This window comes from Hymenobacter qilianensis (assembly GCF_014638675.1).
GTDB lineage: Bacteria > Bacteroidota > Bacteroidia > Cytophagales > Hymenobacteraceae > Hymenobacter > Hymenobacter qilianensis.
Genome location: NZ_BMFN01000001.1, coordinates 113,494 through 129,754 on the forward strand (window position 1 = coordinate 113,494; position 16,261 = coordinate 129,754).

General features: G+C 54.6%; 12 protein-coding genes. 11 read left to right on the forward strand and 1 reads right to left on the reverse strand.

Annotated elements, in window-relative coordinates; all coding sequences use genetic code 11:
* Window positions 1-190 precede the first annotated feature (190 nt).
* The 9 genes from IEW06_RS00475 to IEW06_RS00515 all read left to right on the forward strand — a co-directional run bounded on the left by IEW06_RS00475 (window position 191) and on the right by IEW06_RS00515 (window position 11,653).
* Window positions 191-4,756 (forward strand): translocation/assembly module TamB domain-containing protein, encoded by a 4,566-nt coding sequence (locus IEW06_RS00475; protein ID WP_187731251.1) that lies wholly within the window; start codon window positions 191-193, stop codon window positions 4,754-4,756.
* 122 nt (window positions 4,757-4,878) lie between these two features.
* Complete coding sequence (locus IEW06_RS00480) at window positions 4,879-5,778, forward strand: cell division protein FtsX (protein WP_187310194.1); 900 nt, start codon at window positions 4,879-4,881, stop codon at window positions 5,776-5,778.
* Window positions 5,779-5,838: 60 nt separating this feature from the next.
* Window positions 5,839-6,162 carry a DUF3098 domain-containing protein gene (locus IEW06_RS00485; protein WP_187731250.1) on the forward strand — a complete coding sequence of 108 codons (324 nt, stop codon included), beginning with the start codon at window positions 5,839-5,841 and terminating at the stop codon, window positions 6,160-6,162.
* Window positions 6,163-6,165: 3 nt separating this feature from the next.
* Window positions 6,166-6,954: an undecaprenyl-diphosphate phosphatase gene (locus IEW06_RS00490; protein ID WP_187731249.1), complete on the forward strand. Its 789-nt coding sequence runs from the start codon at window positions 6,166-6,168 to the stop codon at window positions 6,952-6,954.
* A complete protein-coding gene (truB, locus tag IEW06_RS00495; RefSeq protein ID WP_187731248.1) occupies window positions 6,951-7,763 on the forward strand; it encodes a tRNA pseudouridine(55) synthase TruB in 813 nt (270 codons plus the stop codon). Before IEW06_RS00490 ends, truB begins: the two co-directional genes overlap by 4 nt.
* A gap of 28 nt (window positions 7,764-7,791) precedes the next feature.
* On the forward strand, window positions 7,792-8,745 hold the full coding sequence (locus IEW06_RS00500) for a bifunctional riboflavin kinase/FAD synthetase (RefSeq protein WP_187731247.1): 954 nt from the start codon (window positions 7,792-7,794) through the stop codon (window positions 8,743-8,745).
* Between the two features lie 66 nt (window positions 8,746-8,811).
* Window positions 8,812-9,507 carry a CoA transferase subunit A gene (locus IEW06_RS00505; RefSeq protein WP_187731246.1) on the forward strand — a complete coding sequence of 232 codons (696 nt, stop codon included), beginning with the start codon at window positions 8,812-8,814 and terminating at the stop codon, window positions 9,505-9,507.
* A gap of 73 nt (window positions 9,508-9,580) precedes the next feature.
* Window positions 9,581-10,915 carry a serine hydrolase domain-containing protein gene (locus IEW06_RS00510; protein WP_188547159.1) on the forward strand — a complete coding sequence of 445 codons (1,335 nt, stop codon included), beginning with the start codon at window positions 9,581-9,583 and terminating at the stop codon, window positions 10,913-10,915.
* An 81-nt stretch (window positions 10,916-10,996) separates the two neighbouring features.
* Window positions 10,997-11,653 (forward strand): CoA transferase subunit B, encoded by a 657-nt coding sequence (locus IEW06_RS00515; RefSeq protein ID WP_187731245.1) that lies wholly within the window; start codon window positions 10,997-10,999, stop codon window positions 11,651-11,653.
* 80 nt (window positions 11,654-11,733) lie between these two features.
* Here IEW06_RS00515 and IEW06_RS00520 read toward each other — a convergent pair whose 3' ends face one another.
* Window positions 11,734-11,982: a hypothetical protein gene (locus IEW06_RS00520; protein ID WP_229743016.1), complete on the reverse strand. Its 249-nt coding sequence runs from the start codon at window positions 11,980-11,982 to the stop codon at window positions 11,734-11,736.
* A 495-nt stretch (window positions 11,983-12,477) separates the two neighbouring features.
* Here IEW06_RS00520 and IEW06_RS00525 point away from each other — a divergent pair, with 495 nt between their 5' ends.
* On the forward strand, window positions 12,478-14,016 hold the full coding sequence (locus IEW06_RS00525; protein ID WP_223284946.1) for a bifunctional GNAT family N-acetyltransferase/carbon-nitrogen hydrolase family protein: 1,539 nt from the start codon (window positions 12,478-12,480) through the stop codon (window positions 14,014-14,016).
* A gap of 139 nt (window positions 14,017-14,155) precedes the next feature.
* Window positions 14,156-16,258, forward strand: a complete 2,103-nt coding sequence (locus IEW06_RS00530) for a beta-N-acetylhexosaminidase (protein ID WP_188547160.1) — start codon at window positions 14,156-14,158, stop codon at window positions 16,256-16,258.
* The last annotated feature ends 3 nt before the right edge of the window (window positions 16,259-16,261 follow it).

Below are 16,261 nucleotides of genomic sequence, written 5' to 3' on the forward strand. Positions count from 1 at the left end.
GTTTTCTACTTTAAAATCAAAAAACTCAGCTATTGATTAAACTAAACAGGTTTAATCGACTCTCTAAGGAAATGATGAAATCTTGAGGCCACGTTTAAGTCCCTGATTCGTACTTATGGCAACGTCAGCCAACGATTAGGCGAAAAGCAGCATCTTCGTCGTTACATTCCTTTCTGCTCATCCTCTTCCCGTGCCCCGTTTTATCTCCGTTCTGCTCAAAATCCTGCTGGGGCTGCTCCTGCTTGTGGTGCTGGCGGTGGGCACGGTGTTGGTAGCGCTGCGGATACCGAGCGTACAGACGAGAGTGGCGCAGCGGGCAGCCACTTATTTGTCGGATAAGCTGGGCCAGCGCGTGAGTATTGGACGGGTGGATATCCGGCCGTTTTCGCGGGTGCTGCTCCAGAATGTGCAGGTGCAGGACCGGCGCGGCGGCGAGCTGTTTCACATCGGGCAGGCGGAGGCGGATATTCAGCTGTTTTCGCTGTTGAATCCGCGCCATCTGCATGTAGGTCAGCTGGTGCTGAATGAGCCGCGCTTTGCTCTCGTCACGTACGCCGATGCCCCTGATTCTACCAATTTAAGTCAGTTTGTGTCTGCTGTGCGCTGCCTGCTCGGCCCCACCGACACCACCAAAGTTAAAAAGCCCTTCGATTTTCAGATTCAAAGCGTGGGGCTGCGCAATGGCCGCTTCGTGTTAGAGAGGCAAAACCAGCCGCGCGTCAAATACGGCATCGACTACGCACACATGCAAGTCGACAGCATCTATGCTGATTTCTCGGGCATCAAAATGCACGGCGACACTATCATCACCCGCATTCGGGATATGCGCGCCGTAGAAACGCCTTCGAAAACCCGCGTGCAGCACTGGGACACCGACATGACGTTTGCGCCCACCTATTGGGAGTTTGCCAATACCGACCTGCGCGTGGGCCGCAGCTACCTCAAGGACTACGTTCGCTTTGACTATAAGCGCTTTCTCAACTTCACGCACTTCAACGATTCGGTGCGCGTCACGGCGCGGCTAGGGCCCACGCGGCTTTTCTCCGACGATATCGCTCATTTTGCCCCCCAGCTCCGCGACCTGAACGAAACGGTGCTGCTTTCAGGTGAGGCCAAAGGCTACGTCACCAATTTTACCACCCGCAACCTCGACGTGCGCTACGGGCAAAACACGCACGTAGTAGGCAACATAAACGTGGAAGGGCTGCCAAATCTGAAGGAAAGCTTCGTGGAAATGCGCTTGCAGCCCTCCGTGATTGATGGGCGCGACATTCGCAAATTCGTGCCGGCCAAGGGTTGGGCTTATGTGCAGCGCTTGGGTACGGTGAAGCTCAAAGGGCAATTTCTGGGCTTCTATAACGACTTCGTCGCCAATGGATCCTTCAATACTGCTTTGGGTGATGTGGTTTCGGACGTTAATATCAAGTTCAAAACCGATCCGCGCTATTCTAATTATGAAGGCCAGGTAAAAACCACTGGCTTCCAGCTGGGCAAGTTTCTGGGCGACCAAAGCACCGTGCGCGACATTGCCTTCAGCGGGCGTGTGGAAGGCGTAGGCTTTACGCCCGAAGGTGCCCGCCTGCGGGCCAATGCCACCGTGCAAAGCATTTGGCTGAAAGGCTACCGCCTGCGCAACATCACCACCAACGGCCAGTTCAGCCGCGAAACCTTTGAGGGCAAGCTGGCCATTAATGACCCCGCCCTGCAGATATCCGCCGACGGCCGCGTAGACCTGAACAAGGCGCGGCAGGCTTTCGATTTGCGGGCGCAGGTGCGTCGCGCCGATTTGCGGGCCCTTGGCCTCACCGATCAGGCCGTTACCGTTGCCACCAAAGCCGATCTGCGGTTTCAGGGATTGAAGCTTGACGATCTGATTGGCCGCATTATTCTGCGCGAAACCAAGGTGGGCTACGCCGGCCGCAACGTGGCCATCGACACTCTCGATATTGTAAGCCAGCGCCAGAACGGGCAGCGCAGCGTGGCTGTGCGCTCCGAAGTACTCAACCTTACGGCCAACGGCGACTTCGACTTCACTACTGTAGCCCGTGATGTGCAGACGCTCATCAAGGAATATCAGCTCAACTTCGAAAGCAACGAGACTACGACCGCCAACTACTACCGCCGCAAGCGCCAGGGGGCAATTTCTGAGTATGCTATTGACTTAGATCTTCATCTGAAGCACGCTAATCCGGTGATTCAGCTATTCGTGCCCAAGCTGGAGATATCCGACTACTCGCGGGTGGAGGGTTCTTTCCGCAATGGCCCTACTTCTATTTTCACTCTGGCCGGGCAATTTGACAGCTTGCGCTACGATAGCATTCGGGCCGTGAATACGTCGATGGAGTTGCTCACCTCCAAGTTGCCCTATCAGCCCGAAATACTCGCACAAGCTAACATCACTTCCGAAAAGCAAAAGCTTCCCCTTCTGAATCAGACAGAAAACTTCTACGTGGAAGGGGTTTGGGATCAGGACAAAATCAATTTTTCGACCTCGCTCGCCCAAACCGGCACCACCAACCGGGGTGCTATTAATGGCTCAGTAGCTTTTTTGCCGCAGGCCGTGCAAGTGGTATTTCGGCAGTCGGGCCTCAACCTTTTGGGAAAAGACTGGACGCTGGCGCCTGAAAACGTAGTTCTTATTTCTAACGCCGGCAAAGAGATTGATATCCGCAGCCTGACTCTATCGAATGGTGCTCAACAGGTAAGTGCTCAAGGCTTCATTTCCACCGATCCGGCCAAAACGCTACAGCTTGCCGTTCAGAACCTGGAGCTGGCTACGCTAAGCTCACTGACCAAACAGAATATTACGGGCGTGGCCAATGCGCAGGGAACCGTGAGCGGCGTTTTTGGCGCCCTGGTTGTGAACAGCTCGCTGGTCGTCGATTCGCTTCGCTTTGATGATATCCTGATCGGTAACGTTACGGGCAGCAGCGACTGGGATAACACCACCAGTAAGCTGGGTGTGAACCTGGATGTGATGAACAGCCAGCAGCGCGTGCTCACGGTGACCGGCACCGTAGCGCCGCGCGAGCCTATACGCCAGCTCGACCTTACCGCCGTGCTCGACAGTGCGCCGGTGAAAATAGCGGAACCCCTGCTAGGCACACTCTTCGACAATATGCGCGGCACGGCCGTGGGTCGGCTGCGGCTGACTGGTCCGCTGGCCGGCCCCAACCTTGTGGGCGACGTGGATGTGAGCAATGGTCGTTTCAAGTTTATTTACCTGGGCACCACCTACCGCTTCACCGACCGTATTTCCTTCCGCGAAGATCGTATCGTTTTCCGGGAGGTAACGCTGCGCGACGTGTTCGGCAATACAGGCACGCTCGACGGGGAAATCCGACATCAGGGCTTTCAGAATATGGTGCTTAATCTGAGCGCCGATTTCCGCAAGCTCCAGCTGCTTAATACTACGCGCAAGGAAAACGAGCTCTACTTCGGCCGGGCCTACGGCACAGGCGAGGCGCGTGTGTTTGGCCCAGTCGATAACCTAACCGTGAACGTGACGGCGCGTAGCGAGGCGGGCACCCGGGTTTCACTTCCCCTGGATAATGCAGCCAAAGCCGAACAGGCCAGCTATATCAAGTTTGTAAATCGCAACCTGCCCACCGATACAACCTCCACCGTGCCCATCGTAGCGTCCGCTGCCGGCCGGGTTGATTTGTCGGGCTTGCAACTCAACTTCAACCTCACGGTGACTGAGGATGCTTACGTGGAGATTATTCTCGACGAAAGCACCGGCGACGTAATTCGTGGTACGGCTGTGGGGCAGTTGCGCCTAAACGTGGATACACGCGGCGAATTCAATATGTACGGTCAGATCGAAATCGTGCGGGGGGCTTATAATTTCACCTTGCAGGGCCTGATTAACAAGGAATTTGTGGTGCGGCCCGGCGGCACCATTTCTTGGAATGGCAACCCGCTGGATGGTCAGATGAACGTAACGGCCGCTTACACGCAGCGCACCTCTTTGGCGCCGGTACTAGGCACAGTTACTGCAAGCGGAGGCGCAGTAGTTCCCGTTACGGCCGTGATGAATCTGACGGGTCCGTTGTTGTTGCCGGCCATTCAACTAGGATTGGAATTTAATGACGCCCCTTCAGCTTTAGAAAGTGAGTTAGCCGCGTTTACTAACTCTCTTCGCAACGACGAGCAAGAGCTCAATCGCCAGGTTTTCAGTTTATTGGTCTTTAAACAACTTTCACCTCTTGGCTCTTTCGCTCAGCTTTCGTTGAGTGGCAGCAATAACACAGTCGGCAATAGCCTGGGGCAGGTTCTCTCTACGCAGCTAGGTCTGCTTACTTCCCAGATCGACCAAAACCTGGAAATTGACTTCAACCTCAACGGCCTTTCCCAGGAGCAGCTTCAAGCGTTGCAGGTGCGTCTGAGCTACAGCTTCATGAATGGCCGCCTGCGTGTGACCCGCGAAGGCGGCTTTACCAATTCCACCAACCTGGGCACCGTTCCCGGTTCCGACATCGACCAGACAGCCCAAACGTCCCTGCTCGGCGACCTGAGTCTGGAATACTACCTCCAGCCCGATGGCCGTTTTCGGGCGCGCTTACGCTACCAGACCACGCCCCGCGACCTAGAAACCATCAATCAGCCGCGCGCGGCCGTCAGCTTGCTGCATACGGAGCAGTTCGATTCGTTGCAAGAGCTTTTTGCACGTAAGCGCGTTCGTCGCCGCGACGAAGCCGCTCGCAAAGCCCGCGAAGCCCTCATCGTAGACGATGATCCTCGCACCATTATGTAGTCGACCACTATGCTGTGTTTGTGGGGAGGCCAGAATTGCGTTTTGACGGTGCTGGGGGGCTTTTTTCTAATTCAAATCTGGTAATTGCGTTCATTGCTAATTGCTAATCCTACCTTTGCGGCATGGCATCACCTCCCCGTTCGTCCACTCGTAAGAAAAAGCTGGGTAATTACCCGCACACGATGGTCGTGTTTAGTATCACGCTGGCGTTGCTGGTTATTGGGCTTTTTGGGCTGCTGCTGGTTCACGCCCACAAGCTTTCCAACTTAGTAAAAGAGAACCTGGAAATGCAGGTCTATCTAGACCGCGACCTGCCCGAAGCCCAGCTCCTACGCTTGCAGCAAGCCTTTTCGAGTAAGCCCTATATTGCCTTCCGCGACCGGCAGCCCCAAGTGCGATTCTTATCAAAAGAAGAAGGAGCCCGGCAGTTCATCGAGCAAACCGGCGAAGATTTCCAGCAGTTTCTGGGCGATAATCCATTGCGCGACGCGTATATTCTGCGCATCAATTCTGAGTACACTGACTCGCTCAACCTGCGCAAAATAGAGCAGGAGCTACGCGCTGAAAGTGGCGTGCATGAAGTGCAATACGTACAAAGCCTGATTACCAGCATCAACCAGAATGTACGCAAGCTCAGCCTAGTGCTGCTTGGCTTTGCCGTGGTACTTACGCTCGTCGTGACGATACTCATTAACAATACCATCAAGTTGGCTCTATTCTCCCAGCGTTTCCTGATTCGGAGTATGCAGCTGGTTGGGGCTACTTCCTTCTTTATTCAACGCCCGTTTTTGCGACGTGCTACCTGGCAAGGCTTTGTTAGCGGAACCTTGGCGGCCCTTATTCTCCTGGCTTTGCAGCAATACGCTTACTTGCAGGTAGATGAGCTTCGGCTTTTGCTCGATGAGCGGTTAATTGGCGCTTTGCTGGTACTGATGGTCGTGCTAGGCTGCGTCATTGGCTTTTTCAGCTCCTACCGCGCCGTGCGGAAGTACCTAGGCATGTCGCTCGACGATTTATATTAACATTAACTCACCTCTATCAAGCTGTGCCGAATACATAGCTTGAAACCCCATTTGGATTCCATGGAACAACGCCCCACTTCCCATTTCGCTTTCGGGCCACGCAATTATCGGCTCATGTTTATAGGCTTGGCCATGTTGGTGGCAGGGTTTATCACCATGACCCTCGACACTGCGGACTACGGCCTTGGGTTTCTGGGCATCACACTTGGTCCCATTTTATTGGTTGTTGGGTTCATTATTGAGTTTTTTGCCATTATGGCTAAGCCTGGGGGGCAAAGTTCAACCCCCGCCGAGACTATTTCAGTGGAGGCAGCCTCAACTGCCAGCGTCTCGCCACCAGTGGTTGCCCCTACCCCGGCAGCACGCCCTACTTACAAGCGTTAATAGATGAATTATTGGCATGCGCTGATCCTCGCAATTGTGGAGGGTCTGACGGAGTTTTTACCGGTATCCAGCACCGGCCACATGATTATTGTGGCCAATCTGCTCGGAATCGGGCAAGCTCCGTTTACGGAAGTTTACATTACCTCTATTCAGTTTGGGGCTATTTTGTCGGTAGTTGCGCTGTACTGGCGCCGCTTTTTGCAGAGCTTTGATTTTTACCTAAAGCTGGCCGTTGCCTTTATTCCGTTTGGAATTCTGGGCTTCGTGTTGAAAGACGTAATCACCGAATTATTGAAAAGCGTGACGGTGGTAGCCATTTCCTTGGTCCTGGGGGGCATTATTCTACTGTTCGTTGATAAGTGGTTTGATGGGGAGCGCAAGCAAGTGACCACACCCAACATCAAGCAGGCGTTCAAAATCGGTTTGTTTCAGTGCATCGCCCTGATTCCGGGCGTGTCGCGCTCGGCGGCCACCATCGTAGGTGGTCTTAGCCAGGGCTTCGACCGCCGCTCCGCCGCCGACTTTTCGTTTCTATTGGCGGTGCCCACCATGTTTGTTATTACTGCGTATCAACTCTATAAAGCCTACAAAATCACGCCGCTACAGCCCGGCGATTTGCAAGTGCTGGCGTTTGGTAATGTGGTAGCGTTTGTGGTGGCGCTGTTGGCGGTTAATTCGTTTGTAAACTTTGTGTCGCGCTTTGGCTTCCGGTCCTTTGGCATATATCGCATCGGCATCGGCGTTATTATTCTGCTAATGATAGGGTTGGGTATTGATCTGCAATTGATATGAAGCAGAAGGAATTTGACTTTGAGGCCGGCGAGGTTTTGTTACTGGACAAGCCGCTTACCTGGACGTCGTTTGACGTGGTGCGCAAGGTGAAAAACATGCTGCGCATCAAAAAGATAGGCCACGCGGGCACACTCGATCCGTTAGCAACTGGTTTGCTCATCTTGTGTACGGGCAAGAAAACCAAGGACATCGACTCGATTCAGGCGCAGGAGAAAGAATATACTGGCACCTTTCGCCTCGGCCAGACCACGCCTAGCTTCGATCTGGAAACGCCCGTCGATGCGGAGCTGCCCTATGCCCACCTCACCGAGGCCGACCTGCAAGCAGCTACTGCGCCTTTCGTGGGCCTTATTGAGCAGACACCGCCGCTATTCTCAGCCGTAAAAATCAATGGCGAGCGAGCCTACGAAGTAGCCCGCCGTGGCGATACTGCCGAAATCAAGAGTAAGCAAATTACTATTACCGCGTTTGAGCTAACCAGCATTTCCTTGCCTGATATTCAGTTTCGGGTGGTATGCTCTAAAGGCACCTACATCCGCAGTCTCGCTCGGGATTTTGGAGTGGCTCTTGGCTGTGGCGCGCATCTTACCCAGCTCGCTCGCACTCGTATTGGGGAGTACTCATTATCGGATGCACTTACTATAGCTGATATTGAAGCCCTGCGCCCACCCCGCTCAGAAGCTGACCTAGCCAAGCAAGCGCGGCCAGCCGATAACCGGCGGCGACCTGTGCGCCAGGGCTTAGCTTACTACGACGCTTCTACCGCCGCGGCAGCTTCCGCCGCCGACGAAAAAGCCCCCCAGGAATAGTTTTCCCGTCATTTAGCCACCCAAGCAGATGCAAGTTTTCCGTGACCCGGCGCAATTCCCGTTTCTAGGTCAAGCTGTCGTGACGAGCGGCACCTTCGATGGCGTACATGTAGGGCACCAGAAAATCCTTCATCGGCTATTGGAAGTGGCCCGGCAAAGCGGTGGCCCGGCCGTAGTCATTACCTATTGGCCGCACCCGCGCCTGGTGCTCGACCCACCACCTACTCACCCGGAGCCGCTTGATTTGCAGCTGCTTTCTACCTTGGATGAGCGAATTGAGCGCCTTGAACAGTTTGGTGTCGATTATCTGCTGATTGTTCCATTTACCCGCGAGTTCGCGCAGCTTTCTTCCGAGGAATATATTCAGCAGCTGCTCCTACGCACGGTAGGAACAAAAAAGCTGGTAATAGGCTATGACCACCGTTTTGGCAAAAACCGCGAAGGAGGATTTGAATACCTTAGCAAACATGCCGACCGCTACGGCCTGGAAGTAGAAGAGATTCCGCGCGAAGACGTAGACGCGGTTGGGGTGAGCAGCACCCGCATCCGTCGCGCTCTGCTTAGCGGCGACATTGCCACGGCCAATCGCCACCTCGGCTATCCTTACTCACTGACTGGCAAAGTGGTACGCGGACAGCAGCTCGGCCGCACTATCGGTTTTCCTACCGCCAATCTGGAACTGGAGGAGGCCTCTAAGCTGGTGCCGGCTCATGGCGTGTACGCCGTACTGGCTACCACCGCCGACGGGGATGTGCAGCAGGGCATGCTCAATATTGGCGTGCGTCCTACCGTAGGGGGCAATTTGGCGCAAACCATTGAAGTACATCTGCTGGATTTCTCGGATGACATATACGAGCAGCCGCTGACCATTCAGTTGATAGCCCGCCTCCGCGATGAGCAAAAATTTGCGAACCTAGATGAGTTGAAGGCACAATTGGCCAAAGACGCCGATGCAGCCCGCCAGCATTTGGTGGGGGGCTAATTTGCCGTCCTCTTCCGCGGAATCCATTATCCTTTTAACTTTCCGCTCCCAACTACCCCACCCGATATGATAAATAAAGTTGTAGCCGACGCCCAGGCGGCCCTGCACGGCATTACTGACGGCATGACGCTGATGCTCGGCGGCTTTGGCCTCTGTGGCATCCCCGAAAACGCTATTCAGGAGTTGCTGCGCCTCGGAGTGAAAGAGCTGACCTGCATCAGCAACAACGCTGGCGTCGACGATTTTGGTATCGGGCTCTTATTGCAAACCAAGCAGGTGCGCAAGATGATATCGAGCTATGTGGGTGAGAATGCAGAGTTTGAGCGGCAGCTATTAACAGGTGAACTGGAGGTAGAATTAATTCCGCAGGGCACTCTGGCCGAGCGCATTCGAGCGGGCGGAGCCGGTATTCCAGCATTTTATACGCCTGCCGGCTATGGTACTGAAGTAGGCGAAGGCAAGGAAAGTCGGGAGTTTAAAAGCAAAATGTACTTGCTCGAAACCGGCCTCACCGCTGATTATGCCTTCGTAAAGGCCTGGCGCGGCGACACCGCCGGCAACCTCATCTACAAAGGCACCGCCCGCAACTTCAACCCCATGATGGCCACGGCCGGCAAGATTACTGTGGCCGAAGTAGAGGAACTTGTGCCTGCCGGCGCGCTTGACCCCAACCAGATTCATACGCCCGGCATCTTCGTGCAGCGCATATTTGAGGGTAAGAACTACGAGAAGCGCATCGAGCAACGGACCGTGCGCAGCTAAGTTTAGTTGCTGATTTGCGGAAGTTGTGATTCAGCCCATCTGATTAGCGTTGACTGAAGATTTAGACGGTACTATGAAAAAGACTTCCCTTATTCTGTTGTTGGCGCTAAGCAGCTACGGCACTTTTGCTCAGGTTGCGGCACCGGCTAAAAAGACCACTCGCCCGAGCAAGGCGATGATGGCGCCCAAGCCGGCCAACTTCCAGCGCATTGACCAACTACTGCAGGAGTACACGGCCGACAGTCGCGTGCCCGGCGCAATTGCGCTGGTGATGCGCGACGGCAAAGTAGTCTACCGCAAAGCTTTCGGAGTGGACGACATGGCGGCCAAAACCCCACTACGCCCCGATGCCATTATGCGTATTGCCTCCCAAACCAAAGCAGTGGCCAGCGTGGGCCTGATGCTGCTCTATGACGAAGGCAAGTTTCAGCTCGACGACCCCATTTCGAAGTATTTGCCAGCCTTCGCCAACCCCAAAGTGCTGGCAACATTCAATGAGAAGGACTCCACGTACACCACCGTACCGGCCAAAAGCGAAGTCACCATCCGGCAGTTGTTTACGCACACGTCGGGCATCAGCTATCCGGTAATCGGCAGCAAGGAAGCACAAGCCATTTATGCAAAGGCAAACATTCCAAGCGGCATCGGCACGCCGGGGGGCAATTTGGCTAAGTCCATGGACGCGCTGGGGCCGCTGCCGCTCATGCACCAGCCGGGCGAGCGGTTCACCTACGGGCTGAGCGTAGACGTGCTGGGCCGCTTGATTGAGGTACTGTCGGGCCAGTCGCTGGACCAATACCTGCGCACGCGACTTTTCGAGCCGCTGGGTATGCGGGACACCTATTTCTACCTGCCGGCCAGTAAGCAAGCGCGGCTGGCCAAGCTCTACACCGAGGATGCAGCCACGAAAACCACCGTGCCTATGCGTCCGCGCCAAGGCATGATACCAGATTATCCCAAAGAGGCAGGCACGTACTTTTCAGGCGGTGCGGGCCTCTCATCAACCATAGATGACTATGCTGTCTTTCTGCAAATGATGCTGAACAACGGCACGCACAACGGCCGCCGCCTGCTCAAGCCTGCCACGGTGGCCTTGATAACTCAGAACCAAATGGGTGAAATAAACCAAGGCAGCAATAAGTTCGGCCTGGGTTTCAGCGTCACTACCGCCCAGAGCGCGGCTGCAAAACAGCCCGGCTTATCGGAAGGCTCATACGAGTGGGGGGGCATTTTTGGCACTACCTACTGGGTCGACCCTAAAGAAAAACTAGTGGCCCTGATTTATACCCAGAAGTATCCCAGCGGTACGGCCCGCGCCCTGGCCGACAAGTTCAAAACGGCTGTTTATCAGTCGCTGGCACCGCAGCAGATGGCTCCCGCTGCGGTGGCGGCTCCCGCAGCGAAGTAATTCTGTAACCCTCCCACTTTCCCACCCACATAATCCGCGACTCCGACTCATCCGTCGAATCAGTGGTTCATGACACTTCTTATGCTTGATAAACACGGCATCGCTAAACGCATCGCTCAGGAAGTGCGCGATGGATATTACGTCAATCTTGGCATCGGCATTCCCACGCTGGTAGCGAATTATATTCCGGCAGGCATCAACGTCGAGTTACAGTCCGAAAATGGCTTGCTGGGTATGGGCCCCTTCCCTACCGAGGCCGAAGTAGATCCTGACCTCATCAACGCAGGCAAGCAAACCGTAACCACGCTCCCCGGCTCCAGCCTCTTCAGCTCCGCCGACAGCTTCGGCATGATTCGCGGCGAGCACGTGGACTTGACCATTTTGGGAGCTATGGAAGTATCCGAGCGCGGCGACATCGCCAACTGGAAGATTCCGGGCAAGATGGTGAAAGGCATGGGCGGTGCCATGGATCTGGTAGCCTCCGCCAAAAACATCATTGTAGCCATGCAGCACGTGGCCAAAGATGGCAGTAGCAAGCTATTGCCCGATTGCACCTTGCCGATTACTGGTTTGCGCTGCGTGAAGAAAATTGTAACGGAGTTGGCCGTAATCGATGTTACGCCGGATGGCTTTGTGCTCCGTGAACGAGCACCCGGCGTGAGTGTAGAACAAATTAAAGCTGCAACAGCCGGCAAACTCGTAGTACCCGAGGGCGGCGTGCCGGAAATGCAATTATAGTCTGATAACTGGTAGTGCGATAAATAGCAAAAGCGGGTAAAGCCCGCTTTTGCTATTTATCGCACTACCAACGTGTAGCGTTACTGGTTTCCAGTTGTCGTCGTTTTGCGGGGTGGGGCAGAATATTCCTCGGAACGTACATTCTGGGGCATGTCGGGCACTGGCCCGGCTGAATCAACGCGTTCAGCAACGGCTGATGTATCGTTGGAAGTGGCAGCTGGCGTCATATCGGCGCCGTTTGTTGGCGCATCGGAAGCGGCAGGATCTGAAGTACACGCCCCAACGGACGCAAGCACAAAGAACAGAAGAAGGAAGCGGACAGCGCGCATAAGGCTAGGGTGCTAAGAGTGAATCACTACTACCCGAAACGAATCTTTGCACCTTGTAGTTATCTCCCGCGGCATCTGCTTATCTTTCTTTAGGCCATTGGCTGTTCTTAACTCCGCTTTCATTTATTAAGCTGCACTGATAAGGAAGTAGGCTTACTTCCAAGCTGAGCCTTAGCAATAGTGGCAATCTTTCCGGTTTTGGAAGGCCCTTCTATAAACCTTAGGGCCCAAAGCAGAGTACCCTACCCACAAGCCACGTTCTAACAGTATATTTCCAATAGGATACTGGCCTTTCGATTGCGTTTACAAAACCACATAATACCTATGGCAACAAGTTCAAACGGTAAGGCTGGCACTGGTGGCAGCCACGCCAAAAAAATTACGGACAAACCATCATTGCCAATTCCCGAGCTGCTTACGCCGACAGCCGTACCAGCTCACAAGTTGGTACTCCGGACCTTGCGCCGCTCCGACTTTAAGGCAGTGAAAGGCATCATGGATAAGGTGTACTCCAACATGGAGGGCTCTTGGTCATCTGACGAGTATTCCGCTTTGATCCGCAAGTTTCCAGAGGGACAAATTGGCATCGAAGACAACGGCACTTTAGTAGCCGCCGCTTTGGCTATTATCGTGCAATACAGCGACTTTGGAGACCGCCATACCTACGCCAAAATCACTGGCAACGGTAAGTTTGACACCCACAACCCTGATGGAGACACCCTTTATGGTGTCGACGTATTCGTGGACCCTGAGTACCGCTCCCTACGGCTGGGTCGGCGTCTTTATGATGCTCGCAAGGAACTCTGTGAGAACCTAAATTTGCGTGCGATGGTGGCTGGGGGGCGAATTCCGGGCTACGCGGCTTACGCCGACGAAATGACCCCAGCCAAGTACGTGGAAATGGTGCGTAACAAGGAAATCACGGACCCAATCCTGACTTTCCAGCTTTCCAACGAGTTTCACGTTCGCAAAATCATTCGCGGCTACCTGCCTTATGATTCTGAGTCGAAAGCTTTTGCTACGCTTCTGGAATGGCTAAACGTGTACTATGAGGAAGAAGAGAAGCTGATTGGCAATCAGAAAAGCAATGTGCGCATTGGCATTGTACAGTGGCAAATGCGCGCCACCCGCAGCCTCGAAGACCTATTGCAGCAAATCGAGTTCTTCGTAGATACCGTCAGTGGCTATAAGTCGGACTGCGTGATGTTTCCGGAGTTCTTCAATGCCCCGCTCATGGCGCTTACCAACGAGGATTCGCCCTCGGTAGCTATCCGGGCCATGGCTGCTTTCACAGAGCCCATCAAAGCGAAAATGATGGAGCTGGCAGTAAGCTACAACATCAATATCGTGGCCGGCTCCATGCCTGTGTATGAAGATGGCAAGCTGCACAACGTGGCTTTCCTCTGCCGCCGCGATGGCACCATGGACGAGCAATACAAGCTCCACGTAACGCCCGATGAAGCCAGCTACTGGGGTATGCGCGGTGGTGATAAGCTCAAGTGTTTTGAAACGGATTTTGGCAAAATCGGTATCCTCGTCTGCTACGATGTGGAGTTTCCTGAGTTAGCCCGCATGCTCTCCGATGAAGGCATGAAAATCCTGTTTGTTCCTTTTTGGACTGACACCAAGAACGCCTACCAGCGTGTGCGGCTCTGCTCCCAGGCCCGCGCCATCGAGAATGAGTGCTATGTAGCTATTACGGGTTCGGTGGGTAACCTGCCGCGCGTCGAGAACATGGACATTCAGTACTCGCAATCGGCCGTGTTCAGCCCTTCCGACTTCGCATTCCCCCACGACGCCATTGTGGCCGAGGCCACGCCGAATACGGAGATGACCCTCATTGCTGACCTCGACCTGGACTTGCTTAAGGACCTGAACAGCAGCGGCGCCGTGCGTAACCTCCGCGACCGTCGCAAGGATTTGTACTCCGTGAGTTGGGTGGTAAAGAAAGCCGATCGTGATGACGAACTGCTAAGCCAAGGCGAAGAGCGTGCGCCCCGCACAGGCAAGCGCAAGGCTATAGCGGCTGGGTAACTACCGTTGAATACTTATAGAAAAAGCCCCCCACAATACTATGTGGGGGGCTTTTTCTATTCAAAAAGCTTAGAATGCGTAACAAACAGCTGAGATAAAATAAGCTGGTTAATTTTGACACCTATCTGCTACTGTCCATATGCTTCGTCACCACTCTTTATCTTTCGCTTTCCTTACCTGTCTCTTACTGCTTTTCAGCAATAATAGCTACGCCCAACCGTCGGCGGCGGAGACGCGCAGCTTATTGCCAGTGCCCGCCCAGGTAAAATGGGGAGCAAGCCGTTTCGCCCTGAAAAATACCTGGCGCATACAGCTTAACGCCCCTGCTACTCCCGATTCGGCTGTACGAGCCGCTGCCCAGCGCATGAGCACCTGGCTAATTCAGCAAACAGATGCAAAGCGCTTAGCTCCTGAGTTTACTTCTTCCGGTGCCGCCGATCTTACCATCCGCTACGGTCAGGTGGGGCATATGGAGGCCGGCGATGAGGAGCGCTACAGTCTGCGCGTAACTCCGGCGGGCATTGCGCTGGACGCGCCTACTAGCTTAGGTGCCTTGCGGGGGCTGGAAACCTTGCGTCAGCTGCTGACCAAGGATAAAAAGAACTTCTATTTCCCCGAAGTAGACATCACCGATCAGCCCCGATTTGGTTGGCGTGGCCTACTCATCGATGCTGCCCGACACTTCATGCCGGTAGCTGTGATTAAGCGCAACCTGGATGGTATGGCGGCGGTGAAGCTCAACGTCATGCACTGGCATCTATCAGATGATCAAGGATTTCGGGTGGAAAGCAAAACATTGCCCCGCCTTCACGAAGTAGGAAGCGAAGGGCAGTATTATACCCAGGCGCAAGTGCGAGAAGTATTACGCTACGCCGCGGCCCGCGGCATTCGGGTTATCCCGGAGTTCGATATGCCCGGCCACGCTACCAGCTGGCTGGCCGCTTACCCCGTGCTGGCCAGCAACGATTCAACGTATGGCGTGGCGCAGCGCTGGGGAGTGCTTAACATTGCTATGGACCCCACCCGGGAAACGACCTACCAACTTCTTGACACCTTAATTGGGGAAATGGGAGCGCTTTATCCGGACCCTTATTTTCACATTGGCGGCGACGAGAACGACGGCCGGCAATGGCGGCGCAACCCGCGCATCGTGGAGTTTATGAAGCAGAAAGGCTTCATGACCGCCAAAGGCCAGCCCGACAAACATGCCTTACAGACTTATTTTAATCGGCGCATTCTGGAATCGGTAACGGCGCGGGGTAAGAAGATGGTGGGTTGGGACGAGATACTTGGTCCGGGTTTGCCCCCCAGCGCCGTTATTCAGAGCTGGCGTGGCCGCAAGGGTCTTTATGAAGCCGCAAAAGCCGGCCACGCCACTATCCTATCCAATGGCTATTACATCGACCTAAACTACAGTGCTGCTTCACATTACCTCAACGATCCGCTGCCCGCCGACGCGCCGCTTACGGCCGTTGAAAAGCAGCGCATCCTGGGCGGTGAGGCCACAATGTGGGCCGAGTTTGCGGATTCAGTTATTGTCGATAGTCGCATTTGGCCACGCGCGGCCGCTATTGCTGAACGGCTTTGGTCGCCGGCTATGGTGAAGGATGTACCGGATATGTACCGGCGGCTGGGGGGCATTTCTACCCTGCTCGAAACGCTGGGCCTCCAGCATAAGCGTGCGCCGGAGAAAATCCTGACTCAGTTGGCCGCAGGTCGGGAGGTGGCTCCGCTACGCACATTTGCCAGCGTACTGGAGCCCGTGAAGGAATATAAGCGTCACTTTCAGGGTATGAAGTACACAACCCAGACGCCCTTAAACCGGCTGGTCGATGCCGCGCCAGCTGAGTCGGATGCGGCTCGCGAGTTCGGCGTGGCAGTCGATAAACTGTTGCAGCTGCGTCAAAATGCCCCCCAGACTGGTTCTGCGCTTACTGCCGAATCTAAAGTGGCCGCCGTAGCCGTTGCGACATCGTTGCGCCAATGGCAATTGAATGACGCCCTTGTGCGCCCGATGCTTCTGGCTCAGCCTAGCTTGCAGGAATACGCGCCTTTGTCGGCGCAGCTAAGTAGTATTTCGGCGCTGGCTCTGGTGCGGCTACGGCAAATGGAAAAAGGCGAAAAGCCTTCAACTGCCTGGCAAACCGCAGCGCTCAAGCAACTCGATGCTGCCAAAGCACCGGCCGGACAAGCGGAACTGGCAATGATAGCAAGCGTACGAAAGTTGATTGAAAGCAAATAAGCT